The sequence below is a fragment of the Pseudomonas sp. RIT288 genome (genome assembly GCF_000631985.1).
In the GTDB taxonomy this organism is placed as follows: domain Bacteria; phylum Pseudomonadota; class Gammaproteobacteria; order Pseudomonadales; family Pseudomonadaceae; genus Aquipseudomonas.
The window spans coordinates 361,016-382,349 of the sequence record NZ_JFYN01000012.1 but is presented as its reverse complement, the minus strand read 5'-3'; the positions used below and the strand labels follow the sequence as shown (position 1 = coordinate 382,349).

Here is a 21,334-nt window from a genome sequence, read left to right as displayed (position 1 = left end):
ATGGTCTCGGCCCGACTTTCTGACTGTTTGCATCCAGCATGCTGCCGACTTCCCGTACCCTGCGTTTGTCGTTGTACACCCTGCTGATCATTGCCGGCACGGCCCTCGCTGCGACCCTTGCCATCCGCCACGCCGAACGTCAGGCGCTGGAGGAAGACGCCACCCGCGCCAGTCAGCAATTGGCGCTGTATGCCAACTCGCTGCACACCCTGATCGACCGCTACCGCGCCCTGCCCGCCGTACTGGCGCTGGACCCGCAATTGCGCGGGGCGCTGGCCGGGCCGGTGGGTGCTGAACAACAGAACGCGCTGAATCTGAAGCTGGAGCAGATCAACGGCGCGGCGCGATCCTCGACCCTCGAACTGCTTGATCGTACCGGCCTCGCGGTGGCCGCCAGCAACTGGCGCCTGCCGAGCAGTTACGTCGGTCACAACTACGGTTTTCGTCCGTACTTCAGTCAGACTCGCACGCAGGGCAGCGGGCGCTTTTATGCGGTGGGTGTGACCAGCGGCATCCCCGGTTATTTTCTGTCCAGCGCGGTACTCGGCGACAACGCCGAGTTCCTCGGCGCGATGGTGGTCAAGCTCGAGTTCCCCGAGCTTGAGCGCGAATGGAGCCAGGGCAGCGACACGCTGCTGGTCAGCGATGCACGCGGGATCATCTTCATCGCCAACCAGCCCGGCTGGCGCTATCGCTCGTTGCGGCCGCTGGACAGCCGCGACATGGCCGAGATCAAGCGCACGCGGCAGTACGACAAACAATCGCTGCTGCCGTTGACGCATCTGTCCCTGCGCCACTTCGACGACAACAGCGACCTGCGCCGGGTTGAAGGTCCGGACGGAACGGCGGACTATCTGTGGGAATCGCTACCGCTCGTTACCGAAGGCTGGACCCTGCACCTGTTGCGGCGTCCGCAAGTGGCGTTCGAAGACTTGCGCAACGCCGGGCTGGCCGCTGCGGGTGTGTGGCTGGCGTTGGTGTTTTTGCTGTTGTTCCTCAATCAGCGCTGGCGCCTGTCGAAAATCCGCCAGCGCAACCGCGAAGAACTCGAACAACTGGTCGAAGAACGCACCCGTGATCTACGCACCGCGCAGGACGGTCTGGTGCAATCGGCCAAGCTCGCCGCACTGGGGCAGATGTCCGCCGCACTGGCCCACGAAATCAATCAACCGCTGACCGCGCAACGCATGCAGCTCGCAACGCTGCGCCTGCTGCTTGAGCATGGCCGCGTCGACGATGCGTACAAGGCGCTCAAACCGGTGGACGACATGCTCACGCGCATGGCATCGCTCACCGGCCACCTGAAAACCTTCGCCCGCAAAAGCCCCAGCGGACTGCGCGAACGGCTGGACCTGGCGACCGTGGTCGATCAGTCCCTGCAACTGCTCGATGCGCGCCTGCGCGACGAACAGGTCAGTCTGGTGCTGCACCTGACGCGTCCGGCCTGGGTGCGTGGTGATGCAATACGCCTCGAGCAGGTGCTGATCAACCTGCTGCGCAATGCCCTCGATGCAATGCAGGGCAAACCGTGCAAGCGCCTGGAAATTCGCCTGGAGGTGGACGAACAACTGTGGCGCCTGAGCGTGATCGACAATGGCGGCGGGATTGCCGAACAGCACCTGAATCAGGTGTTCGACCCGTTCTTCACCACCAAACCGGTGGGTGACGGGCTGGGGCTGGGGCTGGCGGTATCCTTTGCCATCGTGCATGAATCCGGCGGACGCCTGAGCGCCGAAAATGGCGAGTCCGGCGCGGTGTTCACCCTGACCCTGCCGATCGATCTGGAGGCACATATCTGATGCTCAACTCAGTGATGGTGGTCGATGACGAGAGCAGCATTCGCAGCGCCGTCGAGCAATGGCTGAGCCTGTCGGGGTTCGAGGTGCAGCTGTTCAGCCGCGCCGAAGACTGCCTCGCGGCGCTGCCCGCGCACTTCCCCGGGGTGATCCTCAGCGATGTGCGCATGCCCGGGCTCAGTGGTCTGCAGTTGTTGGCCGAAGTGCAGCGCCGTGACAGCGATTTGCCGGTGATACTGCTGACCGGTCACGGCGATGTGCCGATGGCGGTCGAAGCCATGCGTGACGGCGCCTACGACTTTCTGGAAAAACCGTTCAGCCCGGAAACCCTGCTCGGCAGCCTGCGCCGTGCCCTCGACAAGCGGCGCCTGGTATTGGAAAACCGTGCCCTGCACGAGCAGGCCGACCACCGCGCCCGACTCGATGCGACGCTGCTCGGCGTGTCCCGTGGCATGCAGACTTTGCGTCGACAGGTGCTGGATCTGGCGGCGCTGCCGGTCAACGTGTTGATCCGTGGCGAAACCGGCAGCGGCAAGGAACTGATCGCCCGCTGCCTGCATGATTTCGGCCCGCGCGCCGCCAAGCCCTTCGTGGCGCTGAACTGCGCGGCGATTCCCGAGCAGTTGTTCGAAGCCGAGTTGTTCGGTCATGAAAGTGGCGCGTTCACCGGCGCTTCCGGCAAGCGCATCGGCAAGCTGGAATATGCCGACGGCGGCACGCTGTTTCTCGATGAAATCGAAAGCATGCCGCTGGCCCAGCAAGTGAAGCTGCTGCGGGTGTTGCAGGAACAGAAGCTGGAGCGCCTCGGTTCGAACCAGAGTATTCGCGTCGATCTGCGGATTGTTGCCGCAACCAAACCTGATCTGCTGGATGAGGCCCGGGCCGGACGTTTTCGCGAAGACCTGGCGTATCGCCTGAACGTCGCCGAGCTGCGCCTGCCGCCGCTGCGCGATCGCCGCGAAGACATTCCGCTGCTGTTCGAATCGTTCGCCTTCAGCGCCGCCCAGCGCCTGGGCCGCACCCTACCGCCGTTGAGCGGTGCACAATTGAGCCACCTGCTCAGCCACGACTGGCCAGGCAACGTGCGCGAACTGGCGAATGTCGCCGAGCGCCAGGTGCTGGGGCTGGATGAGCCGGTGCAAGGCATCGATCCGGGCCAGTCCCTCGCCGCGCAACAGGAAGCGTTTGAAGCGCAGTGCCTGCGCGCGGCGCTGACCCGGCACAAGGGTGACGTGAAAGCGGTGCTGGAGGAGTTGCAACTGCCGCGCCGGACCTTCAATGAAAAGCTGCAGCGGCATGGGTTGAGTCGGGAGATGTTTGTTCCGGGCAGCTGATTTATTGATTGTCGCTAGTGGCCCCTTCGCGAGCAGGCTCACTCCTACAGGGGAATGCATTTCAAATGTGGGAGCGAGCCTGCTCGCGAAGGGGCCCGTTGAGCCGCAGCAAATATCCACTCTAATGAGCAATTTTCCGCTCACCACAATCCAGGCATAAGCGGATTTCCGCTCATCAAATCCTGCCACCCCTTCTAAACCGCCCCTCTCCCCGTTGGCACAGCTCCTGCTATAGCCCCTGCAGGCTGCGTTTCTACGCGCTCCACAAAAACAATTAAACGAAGGATCCTTCAATGGATAACTCCAACACCCTGCCCCTTGGGTCGGCTGCCGCGCCCGCCAAAGAAAGAACCACCGCCAGCCGGATCAAATCGATCTTCAGCGGCTCGGTAGGCAACATGGTCGAGTGGTACGACTGGTACGTCTACGCCGCTTTCTCGCTGTACTTCGCCAAGACCTTCTTCCCCGCCGGTTCCACCACCGCGCAACTGATGAACACCGCCGCGATCTTCGCCGTGGGCTTCCTGATGCGTCCGATCGGTGGCTGGCTGATGGGCCTGTACGCCGACAAGGTCGGTCGCAAGAAAGCCTTGATGGCCTCGGTCTACCTGATGTGCTTCGGCTCCTTGCTGATCGCCCTCAGCCCGAACTACGAAACCATCGGCATCGGCGCACCGATCCTGCTGGTGTTCGCCCGCTTGCTGCAAGGCCTGTCGGTCGGCGGCGAGTACGGCACCTCGGCCACCTACCTCTCGGAGATGGCGACCAAGGAACGTCGCGGCTTCTTCTCCAGCTTCCAGTACGTGACCCTGATCTCTGGCCAGCTCATCGCGCTGGGCGTGCTGATCGTGCTGCAGAACATGCTGACCACCGAACAGCTGTACGCGTGGGGCTGGCGTATTCCGTTCGCCATCGGCGCACTGTGTGCGATCGTTGCGCTGTACCTGCGTCGCGGCATGGAAGAAACCGAGTCCTTCACCAAGAAAGAGAAGTCCAAGGAAAGCGCGATGCGCACCTTGATGCGCCACCCGAAAGAACTGCTGACCGTGGTCGGCCTGACCATGGGCGGCACGCTGGCGTTCTACACCTACACCACCTACATGCAGAAATACCTGGTGAACACCGTCGGCATGAGCATCTCCGACTCGACCACCATTTCGGCCGCCACGCTGTTCCTGTTCATGTGCCTGCAACCGATCATCGGTGGCCTGTCGGACAAGATCGGTCGTCGTCCGATCCTGATCGCCTTCGGTGTGCTCGGTACGATCTTCACCGTGCCGATCCTGATGACCCTGCACACCATCCAGACCTGGTGGGGCGCGTTCTTCCTGATCATGGCGGCACTGATCATCGTCAGCGGCTACACCTCGATCAACGCCGTGGTGAAAGCCGAGCTGTTCCCGACCGAAATCCGCGCGCTGGGCGTCGGCCTGCCGTACGCACTGACCGTGTCGATCTTCGGCGGCACGGCCGAATACATCGCGTTGTGGTTCAAGAGCATCGGCATGGAAACCGGTTACTACTGGTACGTGACCGCGTGCATCGCGGTGTCGCTGCTGGTGTACATCACCATGAAAGACACGCAGAAACACTCGCGGATCGTGACTGACTGATCGGGCTTTCACAGCCACTGCAACGGTGGCTGTGGTGGCCCCTTCGCGAGCAGGCTCGCTCCCACATTGGATCTGTGATCAACATAAATCCCTTGTGGGAGCAAGCCTGCTCGCGAATGAGGCGACTCGATTATCAAGTCAGACCTGACCCAGAACGCCAGGGTGATTTGAGGCAGTTTGTTCATCGCAAGCAAAGCTCCAGTGTGGGACGGCCGGTTCCTGGTTTTCTGGCCGAGGGCAGACTGGCGTTGCGCCGGTGAAAACCGGTCGGCAACAGATGAAAAATCCGTCATATCGAGAAAAACAGCGATTAATCCCCCATTAATGCTGCCCCGGCATCCTGCCAATACCTGATCGATGACCTGCGCGGCGTTCGCTCCCGACGGTGGAAGCCAATCAATGCGCCGCTCTTAATATCAAGTTAATCGATTGTTTTTAGCATTAATTTGCGCTTTTTAATCAATTTAGTTGGCGTAGCATTAAATCCAAGCAAGACACACCGCCAACCCATCTGGAGTACCTGACATGAAAACCAAACTGATCCTCGCCCTGACCCTGTCCGTACTGGCCGCCAACACCTTCGCTGCCGATGGCTCGGACAAAACCAAATCGGCCGACTTCATTTCCGGCGCCACCGCCGCCATCGAAACCAGCCACTCGGGCACTTACGCTGCCGACGGTTTCGATAAAACCAACATCGGCAAAACCGTCGCCGCCGATGGTTTCGACAAGACCGGTACTGCCAACGCCATCGCCGCTGATGGCTTCGATAAAACCGGTACTGCTGCAGCCATCAGCTGAGTATCAGCAGTTCTTCATAGCCCGGCTTAGGCCGGGCTTAGTCGTTTCTGAAACATCACAATTCTCAAATCCACCCAAATCCCCTGTAGGAGCTGCCGCAGGCTCGGGCCGCGATCGGACGATCTTTTGATCTTGATCTTAAAAACAAAATCAAAAGATCGTCCGATCGCGGCCCGAGCCTGCGGCAGCTCCTACAGGGGGATCAGCGTTTGACTGGAAATACGCGGAGCGCTCTTACACTATGGCGTCTTTCAGATTGCCCTCTTGAGGAACCCCGTCCATGTCCGATGACATCCACTTCTACGAACCCACCAACGGCCACGGCCTGCCCCACGATCCGTTCAACGCCATCGTCGGTCCGCGTCCTATCGGCTGGATATCTTCGCAGGATGCCGACGGCCAGCTGAACCTTGCGCCTTACAGCTTCTTCAACGCGTTCAACTACATTCCGCCGATCATTGGTTTTTCCAGCGTCGGGCGCAAAGACAGCCTGAACAACATCGAGCAGACCGGCGAGTTCGCCTGGAACCTCGCCACCCGGCCGCTGGCCGAGCAGATGAACCAGAGCTGCGCGATGGTCGCGCCTGAGGTCAACGAGTTTGAATTGGCCGGACTGACGCCAGCGGCGTCGAGGGTGATTGCGGTGCCACGGGTGGCCGAAAGCCCGGTCTCCTTTGAATGCAAGGTCACGCAGATCATTCAGTTGCAGCGCGCCGATGGCGAAACCGTGCCCAGCTGGCTGATTCTCGGCGAAGTGGTCGCCGTGCATATCGCCAAGTGGCTGCTGAAGAACGGGATCTACGACACCGCCGCGGCAGAACCGATTCTGCGCGGCGGCGGGCCGGCGGATTATTTCCAGTTGGGGCCTGAAGCCCTGTTCAAGATGTGGCGCCCGGGTGCGGGCAAGTAAGCGCGGTTACCAGATCAGCTCGGCGTCATCAGTGACGCCCTGCAGACGTTCCAGCTCCTGGGTCGCCGCGTCATCGGCAGCAATGGCGCCGGGGAACACCTGATCACCCAGCAGTTTGTGAAAACGTGGGGCACCGCCATCGACCAGGGCCTTGACCGCGATTGCCGCGTGATAACCCTTGTTGCCGCCCAACTCGACGGGGACGACTGCGGAGACTGCTTCGAAGTGTTCAAACTCTTTACGTGCCATGGCACACATCCTGGCTCAGACCAATAAGCCGGACATTAAACCCTCAACCGGCGAGTTTGTGTATCGGTGCCGGACATTGTCCGAGCGCCTGCGCCGCCGACACCTCTTTGAAGGTGTGAAAATCCAGGCTGTTGACCACCAGGTCCTGGACCAATTCGGCAAAAATCTGCATCGACGGACTGTTGAAATAGGCGGTCATCGCTTGTTGATGGCTCCAGAAACCGGAGACCAGCCACAGCTCCGGATCGCATTGCGAATGCTGCAGGGCGAAGTTCAGGCAACCGGGGGCGCTGCGTGACGGTTCGATCAAGGCACTGAGGCGTACACCGAGTTCGGCGGAGCGTCCGGCGCGCGCTCGAACGAAGGCCATATGACTGACGGGAATCTGCTTGGACATGTTCAACCCTCCCAGGGAGTCGCGTGGCAGCCGGGGGACGGGCTGCGACAGGATCCAAGGTTAAGGGCCGGGCGCAAGGTGCCGTTAGTCGATTCCTGCCGCTGCGTTGCACAATCCTGCGAGACTGCACAAATGTCCGGCAACCACCGCTAAACCCCTGTCATACCGCTGTCATACAAGTTTTGTGTAGGAGTTGCCAAAGGCTGCGATCTTTTGATTTTGCCTTGAAGATCAACAGATCGCAGCCTTCGGCAGCTCCTACAGGGTTGAGTGGCGACAGGTGCAAAGTCATCCCGATGCAGAATCAGGCAAGCATTTGACAGGATGTGTCTACCGCTGGCGCTTGCACAAACATATGCTCTGCTCCATTCCAGATTCCTTGCCGAGGATGCCGTGCATGACGTCATTCGATCGTTTCCAGTCTCCACCCGATGCCGACATGGAAAAACAGCGCGCAGAACTCGCGGCGATCATCCGCCGCAACACCACGGACGACGGCAGTTATCAGACCGCCATCGGCTCGCTGTTCATGTCGCGCCATACCCAGTCCCATGACTTCGCCCCGGTACTCGCGCAACCGGCGCTGTGCATCATGGCCCAGGGCCGCAAAGAGGTGCGCCTGGCCGATGAGTACTTCAATTACGACCCGCTGAATTACCTGGTGGTCTCGGTCTCGATGCCGCTCAGCGGGCGGGTAGTGAATGTCTCGCCCGAGGAGCCGATCCTCGCCGTGCGCCTGGACATCGACCCGGCGGAAATCACCGCACTGATCGCCGACGCCGGCCCCATGGGCGTGCCGACCCGACCGACCGGGCGTGGCCTGTATGTGGAAAAGATCGACAGCGCGATGCTCGACGCGGTGTTGCGTCTGGCGCGACTGCTGGATGCGCCGAAAGACATCGCCATGCTCGCGCCACTGATCCGCCGGGAGATTCTCTATCGCCTGCTGCGCAGTCCGCAGGGCCATCACTTGTATGAAATCGCGATTGCCAACAGCCAGAGCCATCGCATCAGCCGGGCGATCAAATGGCTCAACGGCAACTTCGAACAGCCGCTGCGCATCGATGATCTGGCGAAAGAAGTCAACCTCAGCGTCTCGACCCTGCATCACCGCTTCAAGGCGATGACCGCGATGAGTCCGCTGCAATATCAGAAGCAATTGCGCCTGCAAGAAGCGCGGCGCCTGATGCTGGCCGAAGGGCTGGAAGCGTCGGCGGCGGGCTATCGCGTGGGGTATGAAAGCCCGTCGCAGTTCAGCCGCGAGTACAGCCGCTTGTTTGGTGCGCCGCCGTTAAGGGATCTGGCGCGGTTGCGGCAGTCGGTCTGATCCGGACTTGGCGTTGCTGCATCTGGCGCTTTCGCGAGCAGGCTCACTCCTGCAGTTGGAATGCGTTCCCCTGTAGGAGTGAGCCTGCTCGCGATGGCGCCGGCAAGACCACCATCAAATCCGGATCAAGCCCCCAACACCCGACACGCCTCGCTCGGCAACGTCACCGACACCGGATGCCCGATCCCCAAACCAATCCCCTGACACGGCGTGCTCAACGCGGTGAACGTCACCCCGGAACACTCCACCGTGGTCTCGATGGTCGCGCCGATATCGCGCACGAACGTCACCTTGCCGAGCAAGCGATTGCCCGCCGTCGCCTGTGGCGCCGACAGTTGCAGGTCCTCCGGACGAATCAGCATCCTCACCTTCTGCCCCGCCTCGATGCTGCTGCAGATCGGCACTTGCAGCGCATCACCGCCCGGCAGGCTGACCTTGCCGTCGCCCAGCGCCGTGGCCGGGAAAATGTTGCCCGAGCCGATGAAGTCGGCGACGAACTCGTTGGCCGGGTGCCGATAGATTTCGATCGGCGTGCCCACCTGCTGCACCTTGTGCTCGCCCAACACCACGACAAGGTCGGCCATGGTCATGGCTTCACGCTGGTCGTGGGTAACCATGATCGTGGTGATGTTCAAGCGCTGCTGCAACTGGCGGATTTCCACCTGCATCGACTCGCGCAGCTTGGCGTCCAGCGCCGACAACGGTTCGTCGAGCAGGAGGATTTTCGGCCGCGAGGCGATGGCCCGCGCAATCGCCACCCGCTGCCGTTGCCCGCCGGAGAGTTTCGCCACCGGCCGGTCGATCATCGCTTGCAGCTGGATCAACTCAAGCAACTCCACCACCCGTGCCTGCTGCTCGGCCTTGCTCACGCCGCGCAGTTTCAGCGGATAGGCGATGTTCTCGCCGACGGTCATGTGCGTGAACAGCGCCAGCGACTGGAATACCATGCCGAAATTGCGCAGGTGCGCCGGGGTGTGGCCGATGTTCTCGCCGTCGAGGCGAATCTCGCCGCCGGTGAGGGTTTCCAGCCCGGCGATCATCCGCAGCAAGGTGGTTTTGCCGCAGCCCGAGGGGCCGAGAAAACACACCAGTTTGCCTTCCGGCAAATGCAGATTGACGTTCTGTACCGCGCAAGCCGAGCCATAGAATTTCTCGACGTTTTCCAGAATCAGACCAGTCATGTTGCACCTCAAATCAAAAGGAAACGCCGCCCTCGCCCACCAGCTTCTCCAGCGCCCAGATCAGGACGAAGTCGATCAGCACGATCAGCACGGCAAACGAGAACACGGTAGGGTCGAGCGATGACACGGTGCGGCTGTACATCCAGATCGGCACGGTCATGACGTCGATGGTGTAGAGGAAATAGGTCACGGTGAATTCGTTGAACGAGACGATGAACGCCAGCAGCATCCCCGCCAGAATCCCCGACTTCATCAACGGCACCACCACGTCGACAATCGCCCGCAGCGGCGAAGCGCCGAGCATCCGCGCCGCCTCCTCGACTTCACTGCCGATGGAGAGCATCGCGGCGGTGCAGTTTTTCACCACGAACGGCAGCGCCAGAATCACGTGGGCAATCACCAGTCGCGAAGTGGTCAGGTGGAACGGCAGGCTGTCGAACACCAGCAGCAACGCCAGACCCAACACCACCATCGGAAACACCAGCGGCAGCGACATCAGTTGCAGCGCCACGGCTTTGCCACGGAATTCGCAACGGGTCAGCGCATAGGCGGCAGGCACCGCGATCAGCGTGGCGAAGACCATGGTCAGGCACGACACCAGCAGGCTGGTGGCCATGGCCTGGCCGAGGCTCAGCACGTCGCTGGCGTCTGGCGAGACGAAGGTGTGCCAGGCCGCCTTGTACCACTGCAGGCTGTAGCTGCTCGGCGGGAAGTCGAGGTTTGACGCACCGCTGAACGACATCACGATCATGGTCAGGATCGGCAACACCGCCAGCAGCAGAATGAACCCGGAGAGGATCCCGGCGAACTTGCCGGTGTCGCCGGGCAGCAGCGCCATGCGCTTCTTGAACAGGGTACTCATTGCGAAGCCTCCAGCAGACGCCGACGACGGCCGGTGATGTATTCGGACAAGGTCATGATCGCCAGCGTGGTGACGATCAGCACCACCCCGGCAGCGGACGCGGCGGGCCAGTTCATCAGCGGCGCAATCTGGTCATGCACCATCACTGCGAGCATCGGCACACGGCGGCCACCGAGCAACAACGGCACGACAAAACTGCTGGCGTTGTAGGCGAACACCAGCGTCGCCCCGGTGATGATCCCCGGCAGACTCATCGGCAACACCACCTGACGGAACACTTGAAAACGGCTGGCGCCCAGCGTCGCGGCGGCCTCTTCGTAAGTACGGGCGACACCGCGCATGGCGCTGGCAATCGGCAACACGGCCAATGGAAACGCGGTCTGCACCAGGCCCATCAGCACGCCGTTCTGGTTGTACAGCAGCATGATCGGGCGCTTGATCAGGCCCAGGCCCATCAGCGTCTGGTTGAGCATCCCGCCGGGGCCGAGGATCACCAGCCAGCCGTAGCTCTGCAGCAACAGATTGACCAGCAGTGGCAACAGCACCGCCGCGAGGAAAATCCGCCGCACGAACGGCGAGGTCAGCCGCGACATGGTGTACGCCACCGGGATCGCCAGCAGCACGGCGATCACTGCACTGATCAGCGCCAGACGCAGGGTCAGCAGCAGGGATTTCAGATAGTAGGGTTCGAGCAATTGCGCGTAACTGGCAAGGCTGAATCCGCTCCATTCCGCGCCTTTGGTGCCGACGCTCATGCGCAGCACCAGCAGGCTGGCGGCGACCAGCACACCGAGAAACAGCATCGACGGCGTGAGGAAAAACCACGCCCGGGCGGTCGGCGAAATACCGCGCGCCGCGCGCACGTCAGCGGCGCCGACCGGTTGGGTCAGGGATTGATGTTCCATAGCAATGATCTCGTCAATGGAAAGCCAAACAACACATCCCTGTAGGAGCTGCCGAAGGCTCCTACAGGGGGTGTTAAGGTCAGGAAGAAAAAATTTCCGTATAACGACGAATCCATTGGTCATGCACGGTGGCCAGGAAGGCGTTGTCGTGCATGATCGCCTTCTCGGCAATCTGCTCCGGAGTGAGGATGTACGGGCTCTTGCGCGCTTCGGCGGAGATGATCGCCTTGGCGTTGACCGGGCCGTTGAAGATGTCTTCGGCCATCTTGCCCTGCACCAGCGGGTCGAGAGAGTGGTCGATGAAGGCGTAGGCCAGGTCGGTGTCGCCCGGACGGTTCTTCGGCATCACCGAGAGCATCAGGTCGGTGTAGAAACCTTCCTTCATGCCGAACGTGGCACCGAGGCCGTAGTTCGGATCGCGGATCTGCTTGGGGAAGAATGCCGGAGCATACAAGCCGCCCATGTCCAGCGAACCGGTGCGGAACAGCTCGGCGATCTGGTTCGGGTTCTCGCCGAGGGTGACCACGCGATCCTTCAGCTCGGCGAGTTTCTTGAAGCCCGGTTCGATGTTGTGTTCGTCACCGCCGGCGAGTTTCGCGGCGATGATGATCAGATCCATGGCCTCGGTCCAGTTCGGCGGCGGCAGGAAAATGTTCGGCGCCAGATCGGCGTCCCACAACGCGGCGTAGCTGTCCGGTGCCTGTTTGAGGGTGCGGGTGCTGTAGACCAGACTGTTGCACCACAGCAGATAGCCGATACCGTGCCCGTTGGCGCCGGTGCGGTATTTTTCCGGTACGTCGATCAGGTTGGGAATGCGGTTAAGGTCGGGTTTTTCCAGCAGCCCGGCAGCGGCCAGACCTTCGGCGCCGACTCCGGCCAGAGTGATGATGTCGTACTGCGGACGGTCACCGCCGGCCTTGAGTTTGGCGACCATTTCCGAGGTGCTGCCGGTGCGGTCGGCGATGACCTTGGCGCCGGTCTTGGCCTCGAAGGTCGCGGCAATGTTGCGCAGTGCGGCGAGGCCGGTGTCATCCGACCAGGTCAACAGGCGCAAAGTCTTGCCAGCGAATCGCGTGTCGCTGGCACTGGCCCGGATGAAGGGCATGCTCAGGGCTGCCGCCGCTACCGAGGCGACGCCGACGGTTTTAATGAATTGACGCCTGTTCAGATCATGCTCGCCCATGAAGGACTCCCTTTGTTCTTTTAAGTATGAGGTTGGTCGCAACCGTTGCACCCGCGCGACCGGATCCGCTACAGGCCTTGTATTCAAAGGCCTGCAGCGCTGCCGACGGGGTCATCCTGAGGTCGTGCAATACACCTGACTATCGATAAAAACTCATCGAAGCCATGACACCGACGCATGCCTCGTTGCGAGGCATGCGCTCACCTTTTTCGGGCGTTCAGAGCGCCCGGATCACGTGTTTGATTTCCTGAAACGCGGCCAGGCCCCACGGCCCCAGTTCACGGCCGATGCTGCTCTGCTTGTAGCCGCCCCACGCCGTCTGCGGGAAGATCACTTGCGGCGCGTTGAGCCACACAAGCCCCGCCTGCAGGGCGTTGGCGACCCGGTCGGCAGTCTCGGCGTTACGCGTCACCACACTGGCGACCAACCCGAACTGGCTGTCATTGGCCAGGGCAATCGCCTCGGCTTCGTTGCTGAAACTGCGCACGCAGAGCACCGGGCCAAAAATCTCTTCGCACCACAGCGCACTGTCGAGGGGCACGTCGGTGAACACCGTCGGCTGCAAAAAATAGCCGCGCGGCAGATCTGCCGGACGATTGCCGCCGCACAACAGCTTCGCGCCGGCACTCAAACCGCGGTCGATGTGACCGAGCACGCGTTGGTATTGCGCCTGATTGACCAGCGCGCCCATCTCCACGTCCGGGTCGAACGGATCGGCCACGCGAATCGCTTGCGCGCGCTTTTGCAGACGCTCAAGAAACTCATCGGCCAGCTCATCGGCAACCAGCACGCGACTGGTGGCCGAACACATCTGCCCGGCATTGAAGAAACCACCGCCGCAAGCCAGTTCCACTGCCAGTTCCAGATCGGCATCTTCGAGCACCAGCAACGAAGATTTGCCACCCAGTTCCAGGCTCACGCCCTTCACCGTTTCGGCGGCACGCTGCATCACCTGCACGCCCACAGCGTTGCTGCCGGTAAAGGAAACTTTGGCGATGCGCGGATCCGCCGACAGCGGCGCACCGACCGCCAGACCAGTGCCGCACACCACGTTGAATACGCCGCTGGGCAGACCGGACTCAGCGATGATCGCCGCCAGTTCCAGCTCCGGCAGCGGCGTGACTTCCGACGGTTTGAGCACCACGCAGCAACCGGCGGCCAGCGCCGGCGCAAGTTTCCACGCGGTGGTGACCATCGGGAAATTCCACGGCACGATCAGCCCGACCACACCGCACGGCTCACGACGCAGACGCGCGCTGAAATCATCGCTGGGCAGTTCTACGTTGCTATCAAGTTGCGCATCGAGGCCCTCGGCCAACCCGGCGTAATACTCGAAGGTGGCGATCACATCATCGACGTCGATCGTCGCTTCGAACTGCGGTTTGCCGTTGTTGCTCGACTGCAATTTCATCAGGTGATCGCGACCGTCGCGCACGCCATTGGCGATGTTGCGCAGAATCGCAGCGCGTTCGGCACCGCTGGTTTTCGACCAGTGCTTGAACGCTTCAGTGGCGGCGCTGACGGCCAGATCGACCGCGCTTTCATCGCCGCCATTGACCGTGGTCAGCAGCGCCTCGGTTGCCGGGTTGATCACCCGCAGGTGTTCACGCCCGGCCGACCATTGGCCGTTGATGTACAGACCATCGAGTGTGGTTGGAAAATTGATCATTGGGCCACCGCCTGCATCCATTGGGTCTGGTCGATTTCGATCAGGGTCGGGCCCTGACGATCGGTGGCGGCACGCAGCGCGCTGCGCAATTGTTCAACCGTGCTGATCGCTTCGGCGGCGCAGCCAAGGGCCTTGGCGACGCCGATGAAATCCGGGGTGTAGATGTCGACGCCGACCGGTTCGATGGCGCGGTTGACCATGTACTTCTTGATCTCTTCATAGCCCTGGTTATTCCACAGCAGGACGATCACCGGCGTGTGCGCTTCAACCGCGCTGGCCAGTTCCGGCAGGGTGAACTGCAAGCCGCCGTCGCCGATCAGGCACACCACTGGCGGACGAGCGCCGCCCTCAATGCCGCCACCGAGCCACGCGCCAATCGCCGCCGGCAAGGCGTAACCGAGGGTGCCGTAACCGGTGGACGAGTTGAACCAGCGTCGTGGACGTTCCGGGTTGAACGTGAGGTTGCCGGTGTACACCGGTTGTGTAGAGTCGCCGACGAATACTGCGTCCGGCAACTCGTGCAGGACGGTTTCGAGGAAGCGTGTCTGGGCCAGTGTTGGCGCGTCCCAGGTCGCGGCCAGATCATCACGCAGACGCGCCGCCCGCACCTGGCCCCAATCGTTGCGCCGCTCGGCCAGCGCCTGCCGCGACAGTGCGCCGAGCAGCGCTTGCGCGGCGTTGCGCGAGTCGGCGACCAACGCCACGTGCGGCGGATAGTTGCGCACGGTCTGATCGGCATCGATGTCGATGCGCAACAGCTTGCCGGGGATTTCAAAGCCGCCAGCGAAGGTCACGTCGTAATCGGTTTCGGCCAGTTCGGTACCGATCGCCAGCACCACGTCGGCATCGGCCACCAGTGCGCGGGTCGCGACCAGGCTTTGCGTCGAGCCGATCAGCAGCGGATGGCTGGACGGCAACATGCCTTTGGCGTTGATGGTCAGCGCCACCGGGGCGTCGAGCAGCTCGGCCAGTTCGGTGAGTTCGGCGGCGGCATCGATGGCGCCGCCACCAGCGAGAATCAGCGGGCGCTGAGCGCCGGCCAGCCACTCAGTCATGCGCCGTACGGCAGCCGGTGCGGCCCCGGCGCGGTCGATATGCACCGGAATGCTGGCGAGCAGTTCATCGGCCTCTTCCACCAGCACGTCCAGCGGAATTTCGATGTGCACCGGACGCGGACGCCCGGCCTGGAACAGCGCGAAGGCACGGGCCAGCACGCCCGGCAATTCTGCAGCGGACATCAGGGTGTGGGAGAACGCCGCCACGCCACCGACCAGTGCGCTCTGGTTCGGCAGCTCATGCAGCTTGCCGCGACCACCGCCCAACTGGCTGCGGGTCTGTACGCTGGAGATCACCAGCATCGGGATCGAATCGGCGTACGCCTGACCCATCGCGGTGGTGATGTTGGTCATGCCCGGGCCGGTAATGATGAAGCACACACCCGGTTTGCCGCTGGTGCGCGCATAGCCGTCGGCCATGAATCCGGCACCCTGTTCGTGCCGTGGAGTGACGTGGTTGATGCTCGAACGGGCCAGCCCGCGATACAGCTCCACGGTGTGCACCCCGGGAATGCCGAACACCTGCTCGACCCCGTAATCCTCGAGTAACTTGACCAGTACTTCGCCACACGTCGCCATGTCGATTGCCCTTTTTTCAGCTAAAAACACAGATCCCGTGTGGGAGCGAGCCTGCTCGCGAAAGCGCTGGATCAGCCAACATCAATGCTGAATGTGAAACAGCCTTCGCGAGCAGGCTCGCTCCCACATGACCTGAACATGGGCTCATTGAACGGGCGGCAGGTAGCGGCAACAATCGATTAAAAGTCATACTAGCCATGTCCTCACGTCATACCTTGGATCCACATGAAACGACTGCCTCCCCTGCCCGCCCTGCACACGTTTCTGATCACCGCGCAGTGCTGCAACTTCACCCGGGCAGCCGAGCAGTTGCACATCACCCAGGGTGCCGTGAGCCGGCAGATCGCCGGGCTCGAGGATCATCTGGGGTATGAGCTATTCATTCGTCTGGCGCGAGGCCTGGAGCTGACCGCCGAAGGACGTGAATGGCTGCCCCGGGTGGAAAAGATCTTCGGTTTGATCAGCGAGGCCACCGAGCAGATCGGTCGCAAGCGGCAAACCCTGCAACTCAAGGCGCCGAGCTGCGTGATGCGCTGGCTGGTGCCGCGCTTGCTGCAATGGCAAAAGGAACGCCCGGACGTGCCGGTCAAACTGACCACCACGCTGGCCCATGGCGTCGACTTTCAGCGCGAGCAATTCGATGCGGCGGTGATCTACGGCACGCCGCCGGACAACTCCTCGACCGCCCTGCACTTGTTCGACGAACAACTGACGCCGGTCTGTTCGCCAGCGTTACTGAAAGGCCCACCGGCGCTGAACGAGCTGGCCGATCTGCAACAGCATCTGCTGCTGCATCCGACCCGCGACACCCAGGACTGGACGGTGTGGCTGACCGCTGCCGAATTGCAGCTGAGCAACGTCAACAACGGGCAGCATTTCGAGACCCTGGATCAGGCGATGTCGATGGCGTCGCATGGAACGGGGGTGGCGATTGGCGACTGGTCGCTGATCGGCGACGACCTGCGCGCGGGGCGGCTGGTGATGCCGTTTGATCTGAAGGTGAAAACGGGGTTGGGCTACTACGTGGTGATGCCGCAAGGCAGCGGGGCGTCGCCGCAGCTTGAGGCATTGATGATCTGGCTGGTGGAACAGGCGCATGCCCGCTGAAACACACAAACACCCTGTAGGAGCTGCCGAAGGCTGCGATCTTTTGATCTTATTTTAGGATCAAATTCAAAAGATCGTCCGATCGCGGCCCGAGCCTGCGGCAGCTCCTACACGGGTTGCGTTTGCAGGTCAGTAGCCGACCGTAAACCGCTGACGCGAATGCTTCGGCGTTTCCACTTCGTCGATCAACGCAATCGCGTAATCGGCGAAGGTGATCCAGCTGCGACCTTCGGCACTCACCAGCAAGTGATCCTTGCCAACGCGAAAGGTGCCAGTGCGCTCACCTTCGACAAACTCTGCCGATGGCGAGAGGAAGGTCCAGTCCAGCTCCTGCTCCGAACGCAAGGCATCGAGAAACGCTGCGCCAGCACTGGCCTCGGTTTTGTACTCGGCCGGGAAACCCGCGCTGTCGATCACTCGGGTGTTGTCCGGCAGCAACAGCGAACCGGCACCGCCGACCACCAGCAGACGCTTCACGCCCGCCTGCTTCACCGGGCCGACCACGGCACTGGCCGGTACCGTGGCGAAATGCGCGGCGCTGATCACCACGTCGTGACCGGCGACTGCGGCTTGCAGCGCCGCCGAATCCAGCACATCGACATTCTTGCTGACCACACCGGCACGCGAGCCGATCTTCGAGGTGTCGCGGGCGATGGCGGTGACGTTATGGCCGCGACGCAGGGCTTCTTCCAGCAGTTGGCTACCGGCACGGCCGGTGGCACCAATGATTGCGATCTTGCTCATGACATTCTCCAGTTGGCTTGAGAGTTTCAACGACGGCATAAATCTAATCTTGAAGCGGTATTCCCTGTGGCGAGGGAGCTTGCTCCCGCTGGAGGGCGAAGCACTCCCCGCCTGTTTCAGATACAACGCATGTGCAGGTTTTGCGCCTGCTGCGCAGGCGGGCAGGAGCAAGCTCCCTCGCCACAAAAGTCCTCTGGATCTCTGTTTCAGATAAATCGGGTTACCACTTCATCTCGCCCTTGGCGACTTTGGCGCTCAGCTCCAGCGAGCTTTCTTCGCCGAGTGTCGGGTAGCGCTTTTGCATGGCCTTGATCAGTGCGGCGGAATCCTTGGCCTTGGCGGTTTCTTCGTCGAAAGCCTTAATGTAGTCGGCGGTGAATTTCACGCTGGCCAGCGAGTGGCTGCTCTCGCCCAGGTAGTGACCGGGCACCACGGTTTTCGGCTTCAGGGTTTCGATCGAATGCAGGGTTTGCAGCCAGTCGGCATGGGATTGCGCAGTCTGGGTGTCGGCCATCCACACATGAATGTTCTCGGCGACTACAACGCCACCGACCACGGCCTTGAGCGACGGAATCCACACGAAGCTGCGATCCGGTTGTTTGCCTTCAAGGCCGACCACCTGCAACTTCTGCCCTTCAAGCATCAGGCTGTCACCCTTGAGCACGCCCGGTACGATGGTTTTGCCCGGCACGTCCGCACCCATTTTCGGGCCCCAGAAGGCGAGTTTGCCGGCGACGGTTTTGTTGATGTGATCAACGGTCGGCTGCGAGGCCAGCACGGTGGCGTCGGGGAAAGCCTGGGTCAAGGTGTCGAGGCCGAAGTAGTAATCCGGGTCACCGTGGCTGATGTAAATGGTGGTCAGGTGCTTGCCGCTGGCGCGGATCTTTTCCACCACCTGCTCGGCCTGGGCCTTGCCGAATTGCGCATCGACCAGAATCGCGTCTTTCTCGCCGCTGACCAGCACCGAAGTCACCGGGAAAATCGCATGAGTGCCCGGGTTGTAGACATCCAGGGTCAGGTTGGCGGCAGCGGCGTGGGCCGCGAAACCGAGGGTGGCGGTGGCCAGCAAAACGCGCTTGAGGGTAGTGAAGCCGATCATCTGTTGCTCCGTGGTCCGAATGCCGTGTTTGGCGATGGGACAGAGCTTAGTTGCCTGACTCGGTACAAAAAATGCGATGCTTGGACATAGTTTGTTTCTGAAAGCGGGCAAATCATGGATCGTCTTCAAGCAATGCGGGTGTTTGTCACCGTAGTGGATCTGGGCAGCCAATCGGCGGCGGCCGATCATCTGGACCTGTCACGGCCGGTGGTGTCGCGTTATCTGGCGGAGCTGGAAGACTGGGTCGGTGCGCGCCTGATGCACCGCACCACACGCAAGTTGAGCCTGACCGCCGCCGGCAGCGAAATCCTGCCGCGCTGCCGGCAGATGCTCGAACTCTCGACTGACATGCAGGCCGCCGTCAGCGAACCCGACGAGGCACCGCGCGGACTGCTGCGCATCAGTGTCAGTACCTCGTTTGGTCAGGCGCAACTGGCCGATGCGATGGCGGCGTACGTCAAACGCTACCCCGGGGTCAGCATCGACATGCAGATGCTCGACCGCACGGTGAATCTGGTGGATGAACGCATCGATCTGGCGATCCGCACCAGCAATGACCTGGACCCGAACCTGATCGCCCGGCGCCTGACCGTGTGCCGTTCGGTGGTCTGCGCCGCACCGGCTTATCTGCGCGACAACCCGCCACCGCAACGGGTCGAGGACCTGAGCCGACACAACTGCCTGACCCACTCCTACTTCGGCAAGAGCCTGTGGCATTTCGAGGAGAACGCTGAGCCCGTGTCGGTGCCGGTGCAGGGCAACATCAGCGCCAACGAGGCCAGCACTCTGTTGCGCGCAACCCTGGCCGGTGCGGGCGTGGCGATGCTGCCGACCTATCAGGCCGGGGTGCATGTGCATGCCGGTGAACTGGTGCGCCTGCTGCCCGACGCCGAGCCACGGCAGATGAACATCTACGCGGTGTACGCCTCACGCAAGCACATGCCGGCGGCGTTGCGCAGCATGCTGGATTTTCTCGTCGAACGATTCCCGGAAAATCCCGACTGGGATATCGGCTTGTAAACTCAATCCCCTGTGGGAGCGAGCCTGCTCGCGAAAAGGGTGTGTCAGTCGACAGTATCGTGGCTGACACACCGCTTTCGCGAGCAGGCTCGCTCCCACAGGTTTGTGGCTGGCAACTCTATGCCGCTGACCTATGCTGAAAGTAATACCGCAGGGTATGCGTTCAGAGGTCTACGCCATGAACATCAGAACAAGAAGGTACTTCGCGATTTTCATCACCTGCGCCGCCACGCTTGCGCTGTACGGCACCGCGGCCTGGCGGGTCGAGCAACTGCGACAACTGCCGCGCGAGTATGCGAGCTGCAATTTCGAGCGCTGCATTCCGCATAACGCGACGCTTAATGCGTTGCGCTGAATGATCTGAGCTGGAATGCGATCCTGTGGGAGCGAGCCTGCTCGCGAAAGCGGTGTGTCAGCCAACAACAATGCTGAATGAAAAACCGCCTTCGCGAGCAGGCTCGCTCACACAGGACTTTGCAGCGTTTACAAGATCACTGATCGGCCTTCAGCCGGTCACGAAAGGCCTTTGGCGAAATTCCAACCCTACGCCGGAACAGGCGCGTGAAGTTGGTCGGATCGGAAAACCCCAACAACTCCGACATCTCGTAAATGGTCATGCTGGTGTAGGTCAGCAAACGTTTGGCTTCCAGTAACTGACGTTCATGCATGATCTGCAGCGCTGGCTGCCCTGCCAGTTCGCGGCAGGTGCCGTTGAGGTGTGACACCGAAATTCCCAGGCGATGGGCCAGGTCTTCGACCTTCACATGCTGGCGGTACGTCTCCTCCACCAATTGAATAAAACCGTTGAGGTACTCGCGCTGGCGTTGCGGCCGTTGGCTGGCGTTATGGCGCACGAGCGCCTGCCGGCTGACCCAGACCATGATCACGCTGACCAGCGAATGCATGAGCATTTCCCGCGCCGGCTGATGGCCGTTGTACTCGGCCTGCAACGCGGAAAACAGACTGTTCAGGTACTGCGCATCCTTGCCCGCCGGGTAGTGTTCGGCCTGGGCCAGTGCATGGACCGAATTGCCCAGTTGCGCCTGCAGGTGATTGATCAGCGGATTGGCGAGGGTGACGACGAATCCTTCGACGTCCTCGGAAAAGCGAAAGCCATGCACCGACAATGGTGGCAGGACTTGTATGGCGGGTTCGTTGAGCTGCGTGCGTTGACCTTCGATTTCAAGCTCTGCCTGACCTTTGAAGACGAAGAGCAACTGGCACAAATCGGCGTGGCGGTGGGGTTTGATTTCCCATTGATGTTCGCGGCTGCGTTTGGAAATGGTTTCACAGTGCAGCAAGTCAGGGGTCGGCCAGTCCAGGCTTTCACCGTAGAGCTTGAACACCGGAATCGAAGGCAGGGCAGGCTTGTTCATCACTTCAATCCAGGCCTCGAGGTTGCGGGCGATAATCGCACCGATTGGCAGAATGTACAGGTATCGGCTCAGTTTTCACCTTCAATTGACAGACCCGCAAGGGAAAAATGCAAGCACTCGATCCATA

Annotated in this window: 20 protein-coding genes; 9 read left to right on the top strand and 11 right to left on the bottom strand. The window is 61.5% G+C overall.

The genetic code is table 11. The features are described 5' to 3' along the window. Positions 1-38 precede the first annotated feature (38 nt). The 5 genes from BW33_RS13385 (at position 39) to BW33_RS13365 (ending at position 6,454) form a co-directional block, all read left to right on the top strand. Positions 39-1,799, top strand: coding sequence for an ATP-binding protein (locus tag BW33_RS13385; protein ID WP_047599455.1), 1,761 nt, complete (start codon positions 39-41; stop codon positions 1,797-1,799). Continuing rightward, entirely contained in the window at positions 1,799-3,130 is a 1,332-nt protein-coding gene (locus BW33_RS13380; RefSeq protein WP_047599453.1) for a sigma-54-dependent transcriptional regulator, read from the top strand. The genes BW33_RS13385 and BW33_RS13380 overlap by 1 nt, the downstream gene beginning before the upstream one ends. 293 nt (positions 3,131-3,423) lie before the next feature. Beyond that, complete coding sequence (locus BW33_RS13375; protein WP_047599452.1) at positions 3,424-4,743, top strand: MFS transporter; 1,320 nt, start codon at positions 3,424-3,426, stop codon at positions 4,741-4,743. A gap of 525 nt (positions 4,744-5,268) precedes the next feature. Then, on the top strand, positions 5,269-5,544 hold the full coding sequence (locus BW33_RS13370; protein WP_047599451.1) for a hypothetical protein: 276 nt from the start codon (positions 5,269-5,271) through the stop codon (positions 5,542-5,544). A gap of 280 nt (positions 5,545-5,824) precedes the next feature. Next, on the top strand, positions 5,825-6,454 hold the full coding sequence (locus tag BW33_RS13365; RefSeq protein ID WP_047599450.1) for a flavin reductase family protein: 630 nt from the start codon (positions 5,825-5,827) through the stop codon (positions 6,452-6,454). A 6-nt stretch (positions 6,455-6,460) separates the two neighbouring features. Here the strand turns inward: BW33_RS13365 and BW33_RS13360 are convergent, their stop codons facing one another. Next, positions 6,461-6,703 carry a hypothetical protein gene (locus BW33_RS13360; protein ID WP_047296118.1) on the bottom strand — a complete coding sequence of 81 codons (243 nt, stop codon included), beginning with the start codon at positions 6,701-6,703 and terminating at the stop codon, positions 6,461-6,463. A gap of 43 nt (positions 6,704-6,746) precedes the next feature. Continuing rightward, the gene (locus BW33_RS13355) at positions 6,747-7,100 is read right to left on the bottom strand and encodes an antibiotic biosynthesis monooxygenase family protein (protein WP_007965870.1); all 354 of its coding nucleotides are present in this window, start codon (positions 7,098-7,100) and stop codon (positions 6,747-6,749) included. 397 nt (positions 7,101-7,497) lie between these two features. Here BW33_RS13355 and BW33_RS13350 point away from each other — a divergent pair, with 397 nt between their 5' ends. Further along, positions 7,498-8,427, top strand: coding sequence for an AraC family transcriptional regulator (locus tag BW33_RS13350; RefSeq protein ID WP_047599447.1), 930 nt, complete (start codon positions 7,498-7,500; stop codon positions 8,425-8,427). A 125-nt stretch (positions 8,428-8,552) separates the two neighbouring features. Here the strand turns inward: BW33_RS13350 and BW33_RS13345 are convergent, their stop codons facing one another. The 6 genes from BW33_RS13345 to BW33_RS13320 form a co-directional block, all read right to left on the bottom strand. Next, complete coding sequence (locus BW33_RS13345) at positions 8,553-9,608, bottom strand: ABC transporter ATP-binding protein (RefSeq protein WP_047599446.1); 1,056 nt, start codon at positions 9,606-9,608, stop codon at positions 8,553-8,555. Positions 9,609-9,621: 13 nt separating this feature from the next. Next, positions 9,622-10,470, bottom strand: coding sequence for an ABC transporter permease (locus BW33_RS13340; RefSeq protein ID WP_047599445.1), 849 nt, complete (start codon positions 10,468-10,470; stop codon positions 9,622-9,624). Then, a complete protein-coding gene (locus BW33_RS13335; protein ID WP_047599444.1) occupies positions 10,467-11,375 on the bottom strand; it encodes an ABC transporter permease in 909 nt (302 codons plus the stop codon). Before BW33_RS13335 ends, BW33_RS13340 begins: the two co-directional genes overlap by 4 nt. 79 nt (positions 11,376-11,454) lie before the next feature. Further along, positions 11,455-12,558, bottom strand: a complete 1,104-nt coding sequence (locus tag BW33_RS13330; RefSeq protein ID WP_027612490.1) for an ABC transporter substrate-binding protein — start codon at positions 12,556-12,558, stop codon at positions 11,455-11,457. A 217-nt stretch (positions 12,559-12,775) separates the two neighbouring features. Then, a complete protein-coding gene (locus BW33_RS13325; RefSeq protein WP_047599443.1) occupies positions 12,776-14,227 on the bottom strand; it encodes an aldehyde dehydrogenase family protein in 1,452 nt (483 codons plus the stop codon). After that, positions 14,224-15,861 (bottom strand): 5-guanidino-2-oxopentanoate decarboxylase, encoded by a 1,638-nt coding sequence (locus BW33_RS13320; protein ID WP_047599442.1) that lies wholly within the window; start codon positions 15,859-15,861, stop codon positions 14,224-14,226. Before BW33_RS13320 ends, BW33_RS13325 begins: the two co-directional genes overlap by 4 nt. 225 nt (positions 15,862-16,086) lie before the next feature. Here BW33_RS13320 and BW33_RS13315 point away from each other — a divergent pair, with 225 nt between their 5' ends. Next, positions 16,087-16,968, top strand: coding sequence for a LysR substrate-binding domain-containing protein (locus BW33_RS13315; protein WP_047599440.1), 882 nt, complete (start codon positions 16,087-16,089; stop codon positions 16,966-16,968). A 129-nt stretch (positions 16,969-17,097) separates the two neighbouring features. On the opposite strand, the gene BW33_RS13310 is transcribed toward BW33_RS13315, so the two are convergent. Both BW33_RS13310 and BW33_RS13305 read right to left on the bottom strand, forming a co-directional pair. Further along, entirely contained in the window at positions 17,098-17,712 is a 615-nt protein-coding gene (locus BW33_RS13310) for an NAD(P)-dependent oxidoreductase (RefSeq protein WP_047599439.1), read from the bottom strand. Positions 17,713-17,932: 220 nt separating this feature from the next. Beyond that, the gene (locus BW33_RS13305) at positions 17,933-18,811 is read right to left on the bottom strand and encodes an MBL fold metallo-hydrolase (RefSeq protein ID WP_047599438.1); all 879 of its coding nucleotides are present in this window, start codon (positions 18,809-18,811) and stop codon (positions 17,933-17,935) included. 114 nt (positions 18,812-18,925) lie between these two features. Between BW33_RS13305 and BW33_RS13300 the strand changes: the two genes are divergently transcribed. Together BW33_RS13300 and BW33_RS29985 are read left to right on the top strand one after the other, a co-directional pair. Further along, a complete protein-coding gene (locus BW33_RS13300) occupies positions 18,926-19,831 on the top strand; it encodes a LysR family transcriptional regulator (RefSeq protein WP_201771627.1) in 906 nt (301 codons plus the stop codon). A gap of 178 nt (positions 19,832-20,009) precedes the next feature. Next, positions 20,010-20,186: a hypothetical protein gene (locus BW33_RS29985; RefSeq protein ID WP_007964044.1), complete on the top strand. Its 177-nt coding sequence runs from the start codon at positions 20,010-20,012 to the stop codon at positions 20,184-20,186. A 136-nt stretch (positions 20,187-20,322) separates the two neighbouring features. On the opposite strand, the gene BW33_RS13295 is transcribed toward BW33_RS29985, so the two are convergent. Continuing rightward, positions 20,323-21,207, bottom strand: a complete 885-nt coding sequence (locus BW33_RS13295) for a helix-turn-helix domain-containing protein (RefSeq protein WP_047599435.1) — start codon at positions 21,205-21,207, stop codon at positions 20,323-20,325. Between the last annotated feature and the right edge of the window lie 127 nt (positions 21,208-21,334).

Excerpts from the sequence above, each read along its gene's own strand:
- BW33_RS13385 (WP_047599455.1), top strand. The coding sequence starts at position 39 with ATGCTGCCGACTTCCCGTACCCTGCGTTTGTCGTTGTACACCCTGCTG.
- BW33_RS13380 (WP_047599453.1), top strand. The coding sequence starts at position 1,799 with ATGCTCAACTCAGTGATGGTGGTCGATGACGAGAGCAGCATTCGCAGC.
- BW33_RS13375 (WP_047599452.1), top strand. The coding sequence starts at position 3,424 with ATGGATAACTCCAACACCCTGCCCCTTGGGTCGGCTGCCGCGCCCGCC.
- BW33_RS13370 (WP_047599451.1), top strand. The coding sequence starts at position 5,269 with ATGAAAACCAAACTGATCCTCGCCCTGACCCTGTCCGTACTGGCCGCC.
- BW33_RS13365 (WP_047599450.1), top strand. The coding sequence starts at position 5,825 with ATGTCCGATGACATCCACTTCTACGAACCCACCAACGGCCACGGCCTG.
- BW33_RS13360 (WP_047296118.1), bottom strand. The coding sequence starts at position 6,703 with ATGGCACGTAAAGAGTTTGAACACTTCGAAGCAGTCTCCGCAGTCGTC.
- BW33_RS13355 (WP_007965870.1), bottom strand. The coding sequence starts at position 7,100 with ATGTCCAAGCAGATTCCCGTCAGTCATATGGCCTTCGTTCGAGCGCGC.
- BW33_RS13350 (WP_047599447.1), top strand. The coding sequence starts at position 7,498 with ATGACGTCATTCGATCGTTTCCAGTCTCCACCCGATGCCGACATGGAA.
- BW33_RS13345 (WP_047599446.1), bottom strand. The coding sequence starts at position 9,608 with ATGACTGGTCTGATTCTGGAAAACGTCGAGAAATTCTATGGCTCGGCT.
- BW33_RS13340 (WP_047599445.1), bottom strand. The coding sequence starts at position 10,470 with ATGAGTACCCTGTTCAAGAAGCGCATGGCGCTGCTGCCCGGCGACACC.
- BW33_RS13335 (WP_047599444.1), bottom strand. The coding sequence starts at position 11,375 with ATGGAACATCAATCCCTGACCCAACCGGTCGGCGCCGCTGACGTGCGC.
- BW33_RS13330 (WP_027612490.1), bottom strand. The coding sequence starts at position 12,558 with ATGGGCGAGCATGATCTGAACAGGCGTCAATTCATTAAAACCGTCGGC.
- BW33_RS13325 (WP_047599443.1), bottom strand. The coding sequence starts at position 14,227 with ATGATCAATTTTCCAACCACACTCGATGGTCTGTACATCAACGGCCAA.
- BW33_RS13320 (WP_047599442.1), bottom strand. The coding sequence starts at position 15,861 with ATGGCGACGTGTGGCGAAGTACTGGTCAAGTTACTCGAGGATTACGGG.
- BW33_RS13315 (WP_047599440.1), top strand. The coding sequence starts at position 16,087 with ATGAAACGACTGCCTCCCCTGCCCGCCCTGCACACGTTTCTGATCACC.
- BW33_RS13310 (WP_047599439.1), bottom strand. The coding sequence starts at position 17,712 with ATGAGCAAGATCGCAATCATTGGTGCCACCGGCCGTGCCGGTAGCCAA.
- BW33_RS13305 (WP_047599438.1), bottom strand. The coding sequence starts at position 18,811 with ATGATCGGCTTCACTACCCTCAAGCGCGTTTTGCTGGCCACCGCCACC.
- BW33_RS13300 (WP_201771627.1), top strand. The coding sequence starts at position 18,926 with ATGGATCGTCTTCAAGCAATGCGGGTGTTTGTCACCGTAGTGGATCTG.
- BW33_RS29985 (WP_007964044.1), top strand. The coding sequence starts at position 20,010 with ATGAACATCAGAACAAGAAGGTACTTCGCGATTTTCATCACCTGCGCC.
- BW33_RS13295 (WP_047599435.1), bottom strand. The coding sequence starts at position 21,207 with ATGAACAAGCCTGCCCTGCCTTCGATTCCGGTGTTCAAGCTCTACGGT.